The sequence below is a fragment of the Thalassolituus sp. LLYu03 genome (assembly GCF_050507655.1).
In the GTDB taxonomy this organism is placed as follows: domain Bacteria; phylum Pseudomonadota; class Gammaproteobacteria; order Pseudomonadales; family Oceanobacteraceae; genus Venatoribacter.
Genome location: NZ_CP191496.1, coordinates 3,888,310 through 3,904,130 on the forward strand (window position 1 = coordinate 3,888,310; position 15,821 = coordinate 3,904,130).

The window sequence follows — 15,821 nt, forward strand, 5'->3', positions numbered from 1 at the left end:
AATTAAAATCCGGGCAGGTCTGCGCCGCCCAGGATATGAAAATGTATGTGAAACACTTCCTGTCCGCCTTCCACCCCGGTGTTGGTAATGGTGCGGAAACCCTTCAGGCCCTGTGCGCCGGCGATGCGTGGCAACGTTACCAGCAGATGCCCCATCAGCTCGCTGTGGGCGGGCGTGAGGTCATTCAGGTTTTCGATGTGCGCCTTCGGAATCACCAGCAGGTGGGTGTCTGCTTTCGGAGCAATATCGTGAAAGGCGAGCAGATGGTCATCTTCGTACACCTTGCTGGCCGGGATATCGCCGGCCACGATTTTGCAGAAAATGCAGTTGCTCATCTTACTTCTTGCCGCGGGAGGCCTTTTCTTCCAGGCCTGAGATATTAAAACGGCGCGCCAGTTCATTCAGAACGGCTTCCGGACGCTCGCCCAGTTTGGCCAGAGCCACCAGACTGTGGAACCACAGGTCGGCGGTTTCATAAATCACGTCTTTGTTGTCGCCGCTGGTTTCAGCGTCTTTGGCCGCGAGAATGGTTTCAGTGGCTTCTTCACCCACTTTTTCCAGAATCTTGTTCAGGCCTTTGTGGTACAGGCTGGCCACGTACGAGGTGTCTGGCGCTGCGTCTTTACGCTCTTCCAGAATGTCACCCAGGGCCGCAAGAATATCGCTCATTCGTTTCGTTTCCGTTAACTAGCGTACGCTCAGTAAATTTCTTTCGGATCTTTCAGTACCGGATCCACCGTTACCCAGTCACCGTTTTCATAGACACGGTAAAAACAGGATTCACGGCCGGTATGGCAGGCGATGCCACCCTTCTGTTCAACTTGAAGCACGATCACATCGGCGTCGCAGTCGAGGCGCACTTCGTGCAGCGTTTGCACGTGGCCGGATTCTTCACCTTTGCGCCACAGTTTCTGACGTGAACGCGAGTAATAGATCGCGCGGTTTTCCTGCACCGTCAGTTGCAGGGCTTCCGGATTCATCCAGGCCATCATCAGAATGCGGCCGGTCTTATGATCCTGAGCGATGGCCGGGACCAGACCGTCGGCATCCCATTTCACAGCATCAAGCCAGTTGCTCATAACCTACTCTCTTTCAGGTGAGGCCGCAGGATACCGCATGGCCCGGCTTTCCGGTAGGCCTGAACGGCCGCTCAGCCTGTCGTGCCGGGAAGTCAGGTCAATTGTCTGTGGGCTCGCCGGGCACACGGTAAAAGTCGGGCGAAAGCGCCGCTTTTGGGCGTTTTAACTGCTAATTCAGCAGCGGCGGATCGATTGTCCGCTCTGCCGGCGCGGCTGGCCGCCGATGACCTCGGCGCACCGGGTTGTGGCACTTACACTGGCGCAAATTCCGCCGGAGCCTGTCTGTGTCTGATTTGCCTATTCCTCTGCTGCGCGCGTATCCGGCGCTGATTCCCCATGTGCCGCTGGCGAACCTGCCCGGCCACCAGTGCCCGACACCGGTGACCGTGAGTCTGGACCACGCGCAACTCTGGCTGAAACACGACGACCTGACCAACCGCCACTACGGCGGCAACAAGAGCCGCAAGCTGGCGTTTATTCTTGGCCGCCTGCAGGCGCAGGGGCAGACACAGCTGGTGACCTTTGGCGGCACCGGCACCAATCATGGGCTGGCCTGCGCGGTGCACTGTCAGGCATTAGGGATCGGCTGCGAGGTGCTGCTGTTTGATCAGCCGCCGTCGGCGTCGGTGACCGCTAACTTCCGTGCCATGCAGCAGGCCGGCGCCCGCTTAACACCCTGTGGCAGTCTGCTGCGCACCGTGCTCACCTATTACGGCCGTGCTTTGCTCAGTCGTCTGCAGCCGGCCAGCCGCACGGCGTATCTGTTTGCCGGTGGTTCATCGGTAGAGGGGGTGCTGGCGTTTATCGACGCGGCGTTCGAGCTGCGCGAACAGGTGGCGGCCGGACTGTGCCCGGAACCGGAATGCATCGTTTGCCCGGTGGGCTCGGGGGCGACACTGGCGGGGTTAACGCTCGGGGTCGCGCTGGCCGGACTGCGCAGCCGGGTGATTGGCGTGCGGGTGGCACCGTCGCATCTGGGGCCATTCGCCGCCTGCACCACAGGCACGGTGGCGGCGCTGATGAGCGCTACCGTAAAACGCCTGCGCGCTTACGGGGTGACATCCCCCGTGTTGCAGAACCTGCCTGCCCCCGTGTTGCTCGACCATTACTATGGCGAGGGTTACGGCGTGGCCAGTGCGGCGGGTCAGGATGCGGCCAGCTGGTTTCTTCAGCAACGCTGGGCGGATGAGCGCTTCGTTACGGTGGAAGGTACGTACACCGCCAAAGCGCTGGCCGCGCTGCGTGACCAGTTGGCTCAGACTTCTGGCCCTGTGCTGTACTGGCACACGCTGAATTCATCGGCCGAGGCGTTTGCCTGACATTCACCCGGTAAAGCACAAAAACCGCGCCCATAAAAAAGCCGGAACTGCAGTGCAGCTCCGGCAGAAATCTGATTCAGCGGGGAGCAGAATCAGGCAAGCAAACCCCGACAGGTCTGAGCGATCAGGCCAGCTTTTCGGCGGTGACGAACGCCAGTGTGTCGTCCAGCGCTTTACGCACCTTGTCCATGATCTCGTCGATCTGGGCACGGGTGATGATCAGCGGCGGGCAGAACGCCAGTGACGTGCCAGCCACCGCACGCAGAATCAGACCGTGGTTCTGACACGCCTGCTGGGCGAAATACACAACGCTGGCCGGGAACGGCTTACCGGTTGCCTTATCGGCCACCAGTTCCAGCGCACCGATCAGACCACGGCCACGCACTTCACCTACCAGAGGGTGATCGGCAAAGGTCGCCAGTTGCGCCTGCAGGTAGTCACCCAGCTCGGCGGCTTTGGCGAACATGTTGTCGCGCTCGTAAATTTCCAGCGTTTTCAGGGCAACGGCACAGGCCAGCGGGTGACCAGAATAGGTGTAGCCGTGACCGAACACACCGATCTTGTTGCTTGGCTCGACCATGGCGTCGTAAATGTCGCCGCGCACAATGGCCGCACTGATCGGCACATAGGCGGACGACATCTGCTTGGCGGTGCTCATCAGGTCTGGTGCGTCGATGCCCATGGTCTGACAACCGAAGGCATTACCGGTACGGCCGAAGCCGGTGATCACTTCGTCGGCCCAGAAGAAAATGTCGTATTTCTTCAGCATGGCCTGCACTTTTTCGTAGTAACCCGCAGGCGGCACGATCACGCCGCTGGCGCCGGTAATCGGCTCGGCGATAAAGGCGGCGATGGTGTCCGGGTCTTCTTTCAGAATCAGCTGTTCCAGATTATTCACGATGCGGTCGGTGAACTGAGCTTCGGTCTCACCGTCCTGACGGCCGCGGTAATAATGCGGCGCGTCGGTACGCAGCACGCCTAATGCATCCACCGGCAGATCGAAGTTGGTGTGGTTCACTTCCAGACCAGTTAAGCAGGCCGAGGCCACGGTAATGCCGTGGTACGAACGCTGACGGGCAATGATCTTGCGCTTCTGCGGTTTGCCAATGGCATTGAAGTAGTAATGCAAAATTTTGATCTGGGTGTCGTTGGCGTCGCTGCCGGAATTACCGAAGAAAATGTGCGCGTCTTTTACCGGCACCATGCTTTTCAGTTTTTCCGCCAGGTCTTTACCCACCTGATGGGTTTTGCCGCCGAACATGTGCGAGTACGACAGGTTCTGCAGCTGTTCAGTGGCCGCGGCGATCAGTTCCGGGTGGTTGTAACCCAGCGAGGTACACCAGAGGCCGGCCATACCTTCCAGATATTGCTTGCCCTGGTCGTCGTACACATACACGCCATCACCACGGGCGATGGTTAAGTTTTCGCCAGTCTTTAAATTCGTTGTCGGATAGATAATGGTGCTCATGACACTTCTCTGCTTTTTACTCGCCGCGCAAACCGCGGCGTTGAATGAATACCGGTCCGGGCTTTGCGCTTACGCGCGGTTTAACCCACCCAGACAGATGTATTTGGTTTCCAGATAATCGTTCAGGCCGTACTTCGAACCTTCGCGACCCTGACCGGATTCTTTTACGCCGCCGAACGGAATCAGTTCGGAACTGATGGCGGTTTCGTTTACGCCGACCATGCCGTATTCCAGCGCTTCACTGACGCGGAAAATGCGGCCCATATTTTCTGTGTATACATAAGAAGCCAGACCAAATTCGGTGTCGTTGGCCATGGCGATGGCTTCCGCTTCGGTGTCGAATTTAAAGACCGGTGCCACCGGGCCGAAAATTTCTTCACGGAACACACGCATGCCGCTGTGCACATTGGTCAGTACGGTCGGCTCGTAAAAATGCGCACCCTGAGCACCCGGCTTGCCGCCGGTAACCACACAGGCGCCGCCGTCGATGGCGTCCAGCACTTTGCTGTGCACGTCGTTCACCGCTTTGGTGGTGATCAGCGGGCCGTGAGTAGTGCCATCCAGCGCACCATTGCCAACGTTAAAGGCTTTTACTTTTTCGGCGAATTTCTCCACGAATTTGTCGTAAATTCCGGCCTGCACCAGCAGACGGTTAGAGCAGATACAGGTCTGGCCGGAGTTACGGTATTTCGCCGCAATGGCACCGTTGACTGCCAGCTCCAGATCGGCGTCGTCAAAAATAATCACAGGCGCGTTGCCGCCCAGTTCCATTGAGGTGCGTTTCACCGTATCGGCGCACTGACGCATCAGCAATTTGCCCACCGGGGTGGAGCCGGTGAAGGTCACCTTGCGCACGATTTTGCTGCCGGTCATTTCACCGCCGATGGCCGGCGCATCCAGACCGGTCACGATGTTGAACAGACCATCCGGCAGACCAGCGCGTTTGGCCAGTTCCGCCAGCGCCAGCGCCGACAGCGGGGTTTCAGCGGCCGGTTTCAGCACCACAGCACAGCCCACGGCCAGCGCCGGAGCCACTTTGCGGGTGATCATGGCGTTGGGGAAATTCCACGGCGTAATGGCTGCAACCACGCCTACCGGCTGTTTGATCACCAGACCACGACGGTCGCTCTGCTGCGGAATGACATCGCCGTACACGCGTTTGCCTTCTTCCGAGAACCACTTCAGGTAGGCGGCGCCGTAGGCCACTTCGCCACGGGCTTCGGCCAGCGGCTTGCCCTGTTCGGCGGTCATCAGCTGCGCCAGGTCTTCCTGTGCGGCTATGATCAGATCGAACCAGCGTTCGAGAATGTCGCACCGGGCCTTGGCCGGCAGGGCTTTCCAGCTCTGCATGGCGTTTTCGGCGGCTTCGATGGCTTCGCGCGTTTCCGCCGCGCCCATGTCCGCCACTTCCGCCAGCAGTGCGCCGGTGGCCGGGTTGATCACTTCAAAGGTTTTGCCGCTCATGGCTGAACGCCACTGGCCGTCGATAAACCCCTGAGTCTGCAATAATCCGCTGTCATTGAGTTGCATGATGTTCTCCTGTCATGGGGACTTTATAGTTGGCTTTTACGCTGGTTAATATCATGATTTATCCCGGTTTTACTTTTGTATATCCAAAAGTAAATAGTCGGCGACCCACGGGTGATGAGGTGAAGTATGGGCCGTAAAAAAGCAGCCTTGCCAGGACCGTTATCGGATCTGGACCTGCGTTTGCTGCGCGTGTTCCGTGCGGTGGCCGAAGCGGGCGGCATCAGTGCGGCCGAGCTGCGCCTGAATCTGGCCAACTCCACCATTTCCAATTACATCGCCGACCTCGAGGCGCGCCTCGATATGCGTCTGTGCGACCGCGGCCGGGCGGGCTTCAGCCTGACCGAGCAGGGGCGGGTGGTGTACGAGGCCAGCAACGAGCTGTTCAGTGCCGTGGATGTGTTCCGCACGCGGGTGAACCGCTCGCATCAGCGCGTGCTGGGGCAGCTGCATCTGGCCTTTGCCGAGCATCTGCCCGGCGGTCCGGATTCGGCCATGGTGAAAGCCCTGCGCCGCTTCAGTGATCTGGCGCCCGATGTGCAGGTCGAGATCACCACCTTGTCGTCGGATGACGTTACCAGCGCAGTATTGGATAAAAAAGCCGACCTTGGGGTAACGGTGCTGACCCAGACCTTCCCCGAACTGGAGAGCATCCGTCTGTTCGACGAGCAGATGCAGCTCTATTGTGGCGAAGGGCATCCGTTGTATGGCCGTGCCAGCATCCGCCCGCAGGATCTGCAGGAATTCCGCTTTGTGGAATCGCCGCGCTTAATGCCGGGGCGCGAGATTTCGCCGGACGTGTGCCTGTGGAACAAGCAGGCCAAGGCCCATCATCAGGAAGCGCGCGCGGCGCTGATATTAAGTGGTCATTATCTCGGCATGCTGCCGGTGCATATGGTGCGCAGCTGGGGTTACGAACACAAAGTGCAGACGGTGCTGCCCGAGCAGTACGGCTACACCAACACCTATGTGGCGATTCACCGCAAAAGCTACCGCAACTCGCAGGCGGTGGATCTGTTCTGCGACTGTCTGCAGGCGGATATGCCGGTGTTTATCCGCTGAAGCAGCGCGGGCGTTATAACCCGGAAAACACCTCACGCAGCCACGTCAGCAACGCCTGATAATCCCGCGCTTTATGGTCGTTGGGCTTACTCACCAGATAAAACCCCTCGGCACAGGGATAACGCCGCTCCGTGCGCGCCTGCAAGCGGCCGCTGCGCAGTTCGGCATTGGTCATCGGGAAGGTGGCGATGGCCACACCCAGTCCGGCGCAGGCGGCCTCCATCGCCGCTTCGTAACTGTCGAACAGCAACTCATCGCGCGCGTTCAGCGCATACCCCAGCGAGTCTTCCAGTGTCTGCCAGTCGTTGGTGCGGCGGCGGGCGTGAATCAGCGTCTGCTGCGCCCAGTCGCTGGGCTGCTTTAACGGATGGCGGGCAAAATACGCCGGCGTGGCGACCAGCGCGGTAGTGGCGTCGGCAATGTGCTCATGCTGATGCAGTGGCCACGGCGGGGTGCCGAAGCGGATGGCGGCGTCCAGCTGGTTCGATTGCAGGTCCTGCTGATACGAGCTGGTGAAGATCTCCAGCGTCAGGCCGGTGCGGGCTTTCAGGTCGGCCAGCCGCGGAATGATCACCCTGTTCGCCATATAGCCGGTCATGCTGATGCGCAGCGTGCTGCCGAGAAACTGGCCGGAAAAATCGTCCCAGCCGCGGGTGTAGCGGTGCAGGGTGTCGGCGGCGAATTCATAAAAGCGCAGCCCGGCCTGGGTCAGCTGCAGGTCTTTGGCCTGACGGCGGAACAGGGTCAGGCCCACGCGCGCTTCGAGGCTTTTGATCTGCTGGCTGATGGCCGACGGCGTGACGTGCAGCTGATCGGCCGCGGCTTTAAAGCTTCTTAACTCGGCCGCCGCGACAAAGGCCGGCAGGTACTGAATCGGTGGCGATGGCAGCGGCATAAGCAGAACACCTGAGTTAGAAAATCTAATGAATGGCTCAGATAATATCGTTTGTTCTGCGCTCTGGCGAACGCCACACTCAGCCCCGCAACAACCCAATTCAGATTGTCTTCATTCGTTTCCGGGAGCCTGTATGCCATTCCGTATCCTCAGTGTCAGTGAAGCCCGTGCCGCCGGCGGCGTGCGCATGGTGGTGACGCGCGCCATTCCTAACCCCTGGTCGGAGGCCGCCAAAGGCCTGCTGCATCGGCGCGCCATTCCCTGGCAGGGCGTGTATCTGGATCAGCGCGACCCGGAAGTGGCCGCCTTCAGTGGCACCCACAACTCGCCGGCGCTGGTCAACGACGATGAACCGGGCCTGAGCCACTGGCTCGATATTCTGACCTTTGCCGAAGGCCACGGCAGTGGTGCGCCGCTGTTGCCGGCCGAGCCCGACGCCCGCGCCGAGGTGCTGAGCCTGTGCCATCTGCTGTGCGAACCGCAGGGTCTTGGCTGGTACCGGCGTCTGCTGACGGTGCACCGTGGGCTGAATGAACAGCCGGGTGGTTTTCCGGTGCCGGTGGCGCAGTATCTGGGCAGCAAATACGGCTATCAGGCTGAAGAAGCCGGCGATTATGAAGACAAGGTGGTCAATCTGCTCAACCGTCTGAGTGCGCGCCTTAATGCTCAGAAAAAGGCCGGCAGCCCGTATCTGGTTGGCCATTCTCTGACGGCAGCCGATGTGTACTGCGCCTGCTTTATGGCCTACTTCAGCCCGCTGGATGAGAGCCAGTGCGCCATGGTGCCGTCGTTCCGCATCGCCTTTTCTTCGCTGTCGGCGGCCGAACAGCAGGCGCTGGAGCCTGTGCTGCTGCAGCACCGGGACTTCATTTACGGCCAATATCTGGAATTGCCGTTAACACTCTGACGTTTGTGGCCGAAACTATCTCCCGGTGGGTATGGCGACCATGCCATCACTGTCTTATTGTGCTCGTATACAGGGCGAAGACCCCGGGAGAAAAAAGTGATGAACAGCAGTTACCCAGCCTCTTTCTACGCAGCGACCGCCAACCGCAAGGACGCCCGTCCTGAGCTGAGTGAAAGTCTGACCGCCGACGTCTGTGTGATTGGCGCCGGTTTTACCGGTCTGTCCACCGCGCTGCATCTGGCTGAACGTGGTTTCTCTGTGGTTGTTCTTGAAGGCAGCCGCATCGGCTTTGGCGCCTCTGGCCGTAACGGTGGCCAGATTGTGCACAGCTACAGCCGTGACATGGACTTTATCGAACGCCATTACGGCACCGCCACCGCCGACGCCATGGGCGGTATGGCCTTCGAAGGCGGCAAAATTATCCGCCGTCTGGTGAAGCAGTACGACATTAAGTGCGACCTGAAAGACGGTGGTATTTTCGCCTCGTGCAACAGCAAACAATTCCGTGGCCTGCAGCACCATAAAGCCCTGTGGGAAAAATACGGTAACGACCAGCTCGAACTGCTGGACGAAAAAGAAGTACAGAAATACGTCGGTACCGACCGCTACACAGGCGCGTTGCTGGATAAAAGCGGCGGCCATATTCACCCGCTGAATTTAACCCTGGGTGAAGCCGACGCGATTGAAAGTCTGGGTGGCAAAATTTTCGAAAATTCACCAGTGACCAATGTGCAGCAGGGCGAAAAAGCCGTGATCAGCACACCGAAAGGTCAGGTGACGGCCAACTTCGTGATGATCGCCGGCAACGCCTACCTTAATGGTATTGGCGATCTGCTGCCAAAACTGACCCAGAAATCCATGCCATGCGGTACTCAGGTGATTACCACCGAAGTGCTGAGCAAAGAAATGCAGCAGCAATTGCTGCCGCAGGATTACTGTGTGGAAGACTGCAACTACCTGCTCGACTACTACCGTTTAAGCGGCGAAGGCCGACTGATTTACGGCGGCGGTGTGACCTATGGTGCGCGCGATCCGGGCAAGATCGAAAACCTGATCCGTCCGAAAATGCTGAAGACCTTCCCGCAGCTGAAAAACGTAAAAATTGATTACGCATGGACCGGTAACTTCCTGCTGACCTTAATGCGTCTGCCGGAGTTCGGCCGTATCGGCAACAACATTTACTACGCACAGGGCTACAGCGGTCACGGTGTGACCTCTACCCACCTGGCCGGTGAGCTGGTGGCCAGCGCGATTCAGGGACAGTCTTCCCGTTTCGACGTATTTGCCAACCTGCCGAAATACCCGTTCCCGGGTGGCCGACTGATGCGTGTGCCGTATACCGCCATGGGGGCGTTTTACTACGACCTGAGAGATAAGTTGGGGATCTGATTTTTATCAGATATTTTTTCGGGGCTTCGGCCCCGTTTTTTACGGGCGGCGTTTGGGGTTTTAAGCCGGGAGCCAGAAGCGTAGCATTGCACCGTTTCTCGTTCCCATGCTCTGTGCGGGAAGGCTGTTCACCTTAGGGCATTCGGGTTATGTCGGATTTTAAAAGGGGAGGTCTCCCCTTTTGATCCCCTCTTGCGGCGCTGCACCTTCTTCCCGCTTCTCTTGCGATTTGCTTCCGGCACGCGCACACACGACATCCCTGTCGTGGGTCCGCTTGCCCGGCATCCATGCCGGTCATCCGGGCAAATCACGGCGAGAACCGGCGGTGCAGCAAGCCGCGGGACAACCCTCAGGGACGCGAAAGCGGATTATTTAACCTTGTATTTCATCACATCCGGTTGTCAGAATAAGGCTCTCGCTCAGGGTGAGCAGTCAATTCGGATTCTATGGATGGATATTATTTTCCCGTACAGCTTTTCCCAGAATGTACTCGACAGCAGTCTGGGGATGTTCCGGATTTTTCTGTGGTGCGTTCCGGTCGGGCTCCTTATTGCGTGGCTGAAGAACCGGCGATCGCTGCTCTCCCTTTTGTCAGCGCTGGTGTGTGCCGCGGTTCTTTTTCAGTGGGAGTATCAGTCGCTGAATAACCGTTTTGGTGTGCTCAGCTATCGCCCGGATCAGCTTCGCCTTGAACAAGGGAATGGCAATACGGTGCTGCTGGCCCCAGCTGATGCCAGCCGTTTTCAGTCAGTTTCCATCGGGCGCAATGGCGGCTGGTCCTGTTTTCTTCTGGTCAGAACTCAGAACGCGGACTACGAGAGTTTTATCGTTAGCAAAGATGTGCATTCCTGCGCGGATGATGCTGCCATGCTGAATGCGTTTTACGGCAAGCACTAAGCATCTTATTTGTGTTGCTGAAATCCCCGGATGCGACTCAGCGCAGCTGGCTGTCTTTACTGCCGCGGCGGTTATACAGGCTGATACTGGTCTGCTCTTTTTCACGTTCGGTCTGGCAGGTGATGCAGAGCTGCACACCGGGAATGGCCAGCCGGCGGGCCTCAGGAATGGCTTTGCCGCATTCTTCGCAATGGGTCGCGCTTTCGCCATGCGGTAAGCGGCTGCGCGCCTGCTCAACCGCATCTTCGATGCTGGCGTCGATCTGATCGTTAACGGCGCCGTCCGGAGCCCAGCCAGATGCCATGTGCATACTCCGTGGGTAAGGCGTTAAGGGAAAAGATCAAAGCTACGCCGGTGCCGTGGAGGAGGCAAGCCACATGGAAACTGTCAGGTATGCGACAACCGATATTTATTAATCTCCGCTGATACAGGGAGTTTGGGCCGGTTATTCATCACGCCATCCATGGCGATCGCATCTAGCCCCGTTGTTTTGGGCCTGTCGGCCCCAGGTCTTGCAAGGAGAGGTCCCGACCGTCGGACCGCCCCTTCCGATCCTCTCTTGCGGCCATCCGTCTTAACCCGCTCCATTCGTTGCCAGTTTCAGGCACGCGTAGAGGCGGGTCCATCCGCCGATACGCTTCTCGGAGAGATTTCGGGCGTCCTGCCCTTCACCCCTCGGGCCAGCCTGCGGCTGTTCAAATTTGATCCCATCAAATTTGTCCATGCCCTCAATCCTGACTGGCTGCCTCACTCCTCGGCGACGGATGAAGCCGCGATAAACCGCCAGAGACGCGAAGGCTGAGTAGCTTCAGGCTTCAGGCTTCAGGCTTCAGGCTTCAGGCTTCAGGCTTCAGGCTTCGCAAGTCATTGACTAAAAACTCAACGGCAGACAGTATTGGGCCAAGTACAACAAAGCATGCACGCTTTGCCTTATGTACAAGGCTCGTTTATCCAGGGACCGGATTCTAAAGCTGAGCAAACTCAGCGTCTTACCCACCCTCTCCCTGAAATAGTGTGCCCGACCGAAGCAGCAAAACGCGCATGCGCGTTTATCTGTAAAAGGTTCGTACAAGTTGGTTTAAAAAAGTCCGTTGAATCAGCTGGTTAGTGAACCGGGCGGCTGATGAATGTTGACGGTGAATCGAGCGTGCGCATGAATAAAACTGTTATGCAAAAAAGTAAATAAACCAAGGAGCAAAAATGAAAAAACTATTCATAATAACCGGAATGATGTTGTCTTCTACGTCAATGACATTTGCTGATGAGAACCCTGGGTACATTGGGCTTGGGTATCATATGGGGAAATACGAAGAAAGTGGGTTATCTGATGCAGAGCCATCAGCATTGAAAATTGAGGTGGGTAAATATCTTAATTCTAATGTTGCGATTGAAGGTCAATTTTTATTTGGTCTAGGTGACGATACGGTAGATGTAGATGGTCTTGACGTTGATCTAGAACTGAAAAATGCCATTTCAATTTTTGTAAAAGGCGATATTGATCTTGGCGAAAAGGCCAATTTGTATGGATTGATTGGTTTTACTAAAGGTAAGCTAGAGGCAACAATAGACGAATATGACGTATCAGTTTCAGAAGATGATTCAGGTCTGTCATACGGATTCGGCATTGAAGGTGAGGTGGCAGACGGCGTTAGCTTAAATGGAGAATATATTATCTATTTGAGTGAAGATGACTACGACTATAGTGGCTTCAACTTCGGTATTAGCAAGAGATTCTAAGCATAACAAAGTTGTGAATTGGGATTTGGGTAAGCTGCCATCAATTTTGTCCCAAAATTGCCGCCATCTCACCCAAACCCATTACAACAGCGTTACGCGTAAAGGAAGGTGTGCTTTGCCAGAGTATGTCTTTGTGAAGTTTGGAGAGCCTGAGCACATGGAGCGTTTCGTGAGGGATGGCGAAATGTACATGAATAGCTTTAATTTCTTTCGCGTGGCCGAAGGAGACGAGAACAGACATGATAAACATGAAGGGGTCGATCAAGTACATCAGGCTCTTTCGGGTGTTTTAAAAATGAAGGACCCAGATTCTGGCGAATATCGTGAGGTGGCAACGATTACCAAAGCAACGATATGGGAAACGCCTGCAGCCATTGACGTTATGAACATGTTTTGTATGTATGGTGTCGAGACATCTGCATCTGAGAAAACCAGTTTGGTGAATCTCGATGCGCGTGTTTATGGCGGGTTTGGAGGGTCAATGGTCATCATCAAAGATCCTGATAAATTTATTGAGCTCGTCAAAAAATCTGCAGAATCGCGGGGGTTGCACGTTAAATTTGGGAAGGTCCGCTATGTCGATTTTTCCACCTATCACGGCAAGGCGGGTCCTTTCGTGAAAAGTGATGCTTTTTCTTACCAAAATGAGCTGCGGTTTGTCGCTTACGGCGGAGAGCCAAGCGTGCCATTGAAGCTTATGCTGGGCAATCTATCGGATATTACGGTCACATTACCATCATCACAGGCCGCTTCATTGTCGTTTGAGCTTGGCAGTGGCTCGTAACAAAGACTAATAGGACACCCACGTTAGTACTTTATGGAGAGCGTTTGTGCGATTTCTTATTTTAATCATTGCCGTTATTACTTCGGTATCTTTGCATGCTGATGGGCTGGTGAAAGCCGATAATCCAGAGCTGGAATTTGTTCTGAATAATATGGTCTGGATGAGTGAAGTGAAGCGTTTTGAGCGTGAAGGTTTCGAGGTGCGCATGTTTAAAACTGCCAGTATGGACTGGTGTGCTGCACTGTATTCGTGCCGGGCAAGAGAGAGGCTGTATATAGCAACCACCGAAGGGGATGGTGGTGAAGGACCGGTGCAACTGGTTTATCACCTTCCGGAAGTGCACCAATGGGACGTTGTGTCATGGGATGATGAGCAACCAAAGGTGCTGTTGAAATCCATAGTGCTTCTGGATAACGGCCAGAAAGAAAGCATAACGTATCGTTTAGAACTCCACGCCTATTCAGCCTCGCTGGAGCGAGCAGATTAATCGCTCTGATTCCTGTCAGGGTTGTCTGAGAATAAATTGGAGCGCGTAGTGGGCAAGTTTAACCAGAAGCAATTTGAGCCTATGAACCCCGCTCCGGGTTCCGATGGACAGGACGTTCTTATCGAAGCCTCTAAGCCCGAGGGCGGTGATCTTGCGCCGATGTATTTCTATGTGGTGCTTTTGTCGTTGTTTGGTGTGCCGCTGCTTTTCATCAACATGGTGGCGGGGTTAGCGCTTTTGCTGGGTGCATTGATTGTCTACCTGTATTTCTACACCAGAATGTCATCACCCTACGAAGCCATAAAACTGATCGGCGGTCATTTGCAGGTTATCAGGGGGCGAAGGGCTATCTGGACCGGTCGTGTTAACGACATTCAATCGGTTGATATTGATACATTTTCTGAGTTCAACGCTGAAAGAGGAATGACCATGGTGGTCTTCTATTTAAAAAACGGAGATTCCTGGTCTTTCAGTTACGTTAACTATCAGCACAAACAGCTCAAAATGCTCAAAGCCTTGGTTGAGTCTGTTAGTAATAAGTCAGAATAAAAAAAGGTGGGCAATGCCCACCCTGCCGATAACGTCCACAGCTGAATCTGCGGGCTTGATCAGCCTTTCACTTTTCTGTGCACCCGGCGGGTAATGCCGGTAAACAGGGTATAGGAAATGGTATCCGCCCAGGGCGCCACTTCGTTGGCCAGCAGGTGTTTACCCCACAGCTCGACCTTCGACCCCAGTCCGGCATCTAGGCCGGTTAAATCCACGGTCAGCATGTCCATCGACACGCGGCCGATAATGCGCGTGCGCTGGCCGTTCACAATCACCGGTGTGCCGGTTTTGGCCTGACGCGGGTAGCCGTCGGCGTAACCCATAGCCACGGTGCCTACGCGGGTTGGTTGGTCGCACACGAAGGTGCCGCTGTAGCCCACGGCGTCGCCGGCTTGCAGGTCGTGAATGGCGATGATTTCTGAGGTCAGGGTCATGGCCGGTTTTAATTGCGCATCCAGTGCCGGCTGGTCGCTGAATGGCGATGAGCCATACAGCATAATGCCCGGCCGCTGCCAGTTGCGGCGCGCGCGGTTGTGCATCAGGGTGCCGGCGGAATTGGCGATGCTCATCGGAATCGGGCACTGCGCCTGCAGGGCGTCGAATACTTCCAGCTGCGCCTGAGTGACCGGGCTGGTCAGATCGTCGGCACTGCTGAAATGGCTCATCATCACCAGGTTGCCGACTTGCGGCAGGGCTTTCAGGCGTTCGTAGGCGGCCATAAATTCGTCCGGCGCAAAGCCTAAACGGTGCATGCCGGTGTCGATTTTAATCCACACGTCGATGGGCTTGCTGACGTTACTGCTGGCGATGGCATCAATCTGATGGTCGCTGTGTACGGCGGTCCACAGATTCTGCTCGCTGATGTAATTCAGTTCGTCGGCGGTGAAAAACCCTTCGAGCAGCAGAATCGGTTTGCGGATGCCCGCCACCCGTAATTCCACCGCTTCTTCGATGCAGGCGACGGCAAAGGCGTCGACCTCGCTCTGCAATTTACGGGCGACGGTCACGGCGCCATGACCGTAAGCGTCGGCTTTAATCACAGCCAGTGCCTGCTGGTCCGGCGCTAACGATTTCGCCAGACGGTAATTGTGCACAATGGCATCAAGGTCGATGGTTACGGTTGCTGCGCGTGCCATAGCCTGTCTCTCATAACACCATAATGGCTTCGATTTCGATATCAGCATCTTTCGGCAGCGCCTTCACGGCGTAGGCAGCGCGCGCCGGGTAAGGCACAGAAAAATATTTGGCCATGATGTGGTTTACCTCGGCAAAATATTTCAGGTCAGACAGCAGCACGGTAATTTTCACGAAATCGGCCAGCGAACCACCGGCGGCTTCGGCTACGGCTTTCAGGTTTTCGAACACCTGCACCGCCTGAGCTTCAAAGGATGCGGTGACCATTTCCATGGTTTCCGGGTTCAGCGGAATCTGCCCCGACAGATACACAGTGTTGCCGGCTTTAACGGCCTGCGAATAAGTACCAATGGCGGCCGGTGCGTTGTCGGTGGAGATGATGGTTTTTTCTGTCATGGGAAACCTTTAAGCCTGTAATCGTTCTTGTGTTGTTATGTCGTTAATACGTGCCTGTCGCGCAGGGGTTTTCAAGCCGGGTCTTGCCAGCCTGCTGTTATCCGGTTGTTACTGCCGGCCGTTTACGGCCTTATTGAAACTGAAAATTTCGTGTCGCCAGGGCTATAAGCCGGTTTTTAAAAAGGTCTTTA

At 56.1% G+C, this 15,821-nt stretch carries 18 protein-coding genes; 9 read left to right on the plus strand and 9 right to left on the minus strand.

Translation table 11 applies throughout. From position 1 onward, the window contains the following. Positions 1-2: 2 nt before the first annotated feature. Genes ACQUQU_RS17370 through hisI form a run of 3 tightly spaced genes read right to left on the minus strand, consistent with a single transcriptional unit; the run spans position 3 to position 1,079 of the window. Positions 3-335 (minus strand): histidine triad nucleotide-binding protein, encoded by a 333-nt coding sequence (locus ACQUQU_RS17370; RefSeq protein ID WP_430460973.1) that lies wholly within the window; start codon positions 333-335, stop codon positions 3-5. Between the two features lies 1 nt (position 336). Continuing rightward, the gene (locus tag ACQUQU_RS17375) at positions 337-669 is read right to left on the minus strand and encodes a phosphoribosyl-ATP diphosphatase (protein WP_430460974.1); all 333 of its coding nucleotides are present in this window, start codon (positions 667-669) and stop codon (positions 337-339) included. Positions 670-698: 29 nt separating this feature from the next. After that, complete coding sequence (hisI, locus tag ACQUQU_RS17380; protein ID WP_430460975.1) at positions 699-1,079, minus strand: phosphoribosyl-AMP cyclohydrolase; 381 nt, start codon at positions 1,077-1,079, stop codon at positions 699-701. Positions 1,080-1,363: 284 nt separating this feature from the next. Here hisI and ACQUQU_RS17385 point away from each other — a divergent pair, with 284 nt between their 5' ends. After that, the gene (locus ACQUQU_RS17385; RefSeq protein WP_430460976.1) at positions 1,364-2,398 is read left to right on the plus strand and encodes a 1-aminocyclopropane-1-carboxylate deaminase/D-cysteine desulfhydrase; all 1,035 of its coding nucleotides are present in this window, start codon (positions 1,364-1,366) and stop codon (positions 2,396-2,398) included. Between the two features lie 124 nt (positions 2,399-2,522). On the opposite strand, the gene ACQUQU_RS17390 is transcribed toward ACQUQU_RS17385, so the two are convergent. Both ACQUQU_RS17390 and ACQUQU_RS17395 read right to left on the minus strand, forming a co-directional pair. Beyond that, on the minus strand, positions 2,523-3,866 hold the full coding sequence (locus tag ACQUQU_RS17390; RefSeq protein ID WP_430460977.1) for an aminotransferase: 1,344 nt from the start codon (positions 3,864-3,866) through the stop codon (positions 2,523-2,525). Positions 3,867-3,935: 69 nt separating this feature from the next. Further along, positions 3,936-5,396, minus strand: a complete 1,461-nt coding sequence (locus ACQUQU_RS17395; protein ID WP_430460978.1) for an NAD-dependent succinate-semialdehyde dehydrogenase — start codon at positions 5,394-5,396, stop codon at positions 3,936-3,938. A gap of 126 nt (positions 5,397-5,522) precedes the next feature. Between ACQUQU_RS17395 and ACQUQU_RS17400 the strand changes: the two genes are divergently transcribed. After that, complete coding sequence (locus tag ACQUQU_RS17400; protein ID WP_430460979.1) at positions 5,523-6,455, plus strand: LysR family transcriptional regulator; 933 nt, start codon at positions 5,523-5,525, stop codon at positions 6,453-6,455. 13 nt (positions 6,456-6,468) lie between these two features. On the opposite strand, the gene ACQUQU_RS17405 is transcribed toward ACQUQU_RS17400, so the two are convergent. Continuing rightward, entirely contained in the window at positions 6,469-7,350 is an 882-nt protein-coding gene (locus tag ACQUQU_RS17405) for a LysR substrate-binding domain-containing protein (protein ID WP_430460980.1), read from the minus strand. 133 nt (positions 7,351-7,483) lie between these two features. Between ACQUQU_RS17405 and ACQUQU_RS17410 the strand changes: the two genes are divergently transcribed. The 3 genes from ACQUQU_RS17410 to ACQUQU_RS17420 all read left to right on the plus strand — a co-directional run bounded on the left by ACQUQU_RS17410 (position 7,484) and on the right by ACQUQU_RS17420 (position 10,543). Beyond that, positions 7,484-8,257 (plus strand): glutathione S-transferase family protein, encoded by a 774-nt coding sequence (locus ACQUQU_RS17410; RefSeq protein WP_430460981.1) that lies wholly within the window; start codon positions 7,484-7,486, stop codon positions 8,255-8,257. Between the two features lie 99 nt (positions 8,258-8,356). Continuing rightward, complete coding sequence (locus ACQUQU_RS17415; protein WP_430460982.1) at positions 8,357-9,646, plus strand: NAD(P)/FAD-dependent oxidoreductase; 1,290 nt, start codon at positions 8,357-8,359, stop codon at positions 9,644-9,646. Between the two features lie 450 nt (positions 9,647-10,096). Beyond that, a complete protein-coding gene (locus tag ACQUQU_RS17420) occupies positions 10,097-10,543 on the plus strand; it encodes a hypothetical protein (protein ID WP_430460983.1) in 447 nt (148 codons plus the stop codon). Between the two features lie 37 nt (positions 10,544-10,580). On the opposite strand, the gene ACQUQU_RS17425 is transcribed toward ACQUQU_RS17420, so the two are convergent. Next, positions 10,581-10,847, minus strand: coding sequence for a DksA/TraR family C4-type zinc finger protein (locus ACQUQU_RS17425; RefSeq protein WP_430460984.1), 267 nt, complete (start codon positions 10,845-10,847; stop codon positions 10,581-10,583). Between the two features lie 896 nt (positions 10,848-11,743). Between ACQUQU_RS17425 and ACQUQU_RS17430 the strand changes: the two genes are divergently transcribed. From ACQUQU_RS17430 to ACQUQU_RS17445, 4 genes are read left to right on the plus strand one after another with little or no spacing between them, the layout of a single operon-like run. Continuing rightward, positions 11,744-12,280, plus strand: a complete 537-nt coding sequence (locus ACQUQU_RS17430; RefSeq protein ID WP_430460985.1) for a porin family protein — start codon at positions 11,744-11,746, stop codon at positions 12,278-12,280. 13 nt (positions 12,281-12,293) lie between these two features. Further along, positions 12,294-13,064: a hypothetical protein gene (locus ACQUQU_RS17435; RefSeq protein ID WP_430460986.1), complete on the plus strand. Its 771-nt coding sequence runs from the start codon at positions 12,294-12,296 to the stop codon at positions 13,062-13,064. A gap of 46 nt (positions 13,065-13,110) precedes the next feature. Beyond that, positions 13,111-13,551 (plus strand): hypothetical protein, encoded by a 441-nt coding sequence (locus ACQUQU_RS17440; protein ID WP_430460987.1) that lies wholly within the window; start codon positions 13,111-13,113, stop codon positions 13,549-13,551. Between the two features lie 48 nt (positions 13,552-13,599). Then, positions 13,600-14,100, plus strand: coding sequence for a hypothetical protein (locus ACQUQU_RS17445; protein ID WP_430460988.1), 501 nt, complete (start codon positions 13,600-13,602; stop codon positions 14,098-14,100). 59 nt (positions 14,101-14,159) lie between these two features. On the opposite strand, the gene alr is transcribed toward ACQUQU_RS17445, so the two are convergent. Beyond that, positions 14,160-15,236: an alanine racemase gene (gene alr, locus ACQUQU_RS17450; protein ID WP_430460989.1), complete on the minus strand. Its 1,077-nt coding sequence runs from the start codon at positions 15,234-15,236 to the stop codon at positions 14,160-14,162. A gap of 10 nt (positions 15,237-15,246) precedes the next feature. Beyond that, the gene (locus ACQUQU_RS17455; protein ID WP_430460990.1) at positions 15,247-15,630 is read right to left on the minus strand and encodes a RidA family protein; all 384 of its coding nucleotides are present in this window, start codon (positions 15,628-15,630) and stop codon (positions 15,247-15,249) included. Between the last annotated feature and the right edge of the window lie 191 nt (positions 15,631-15,821).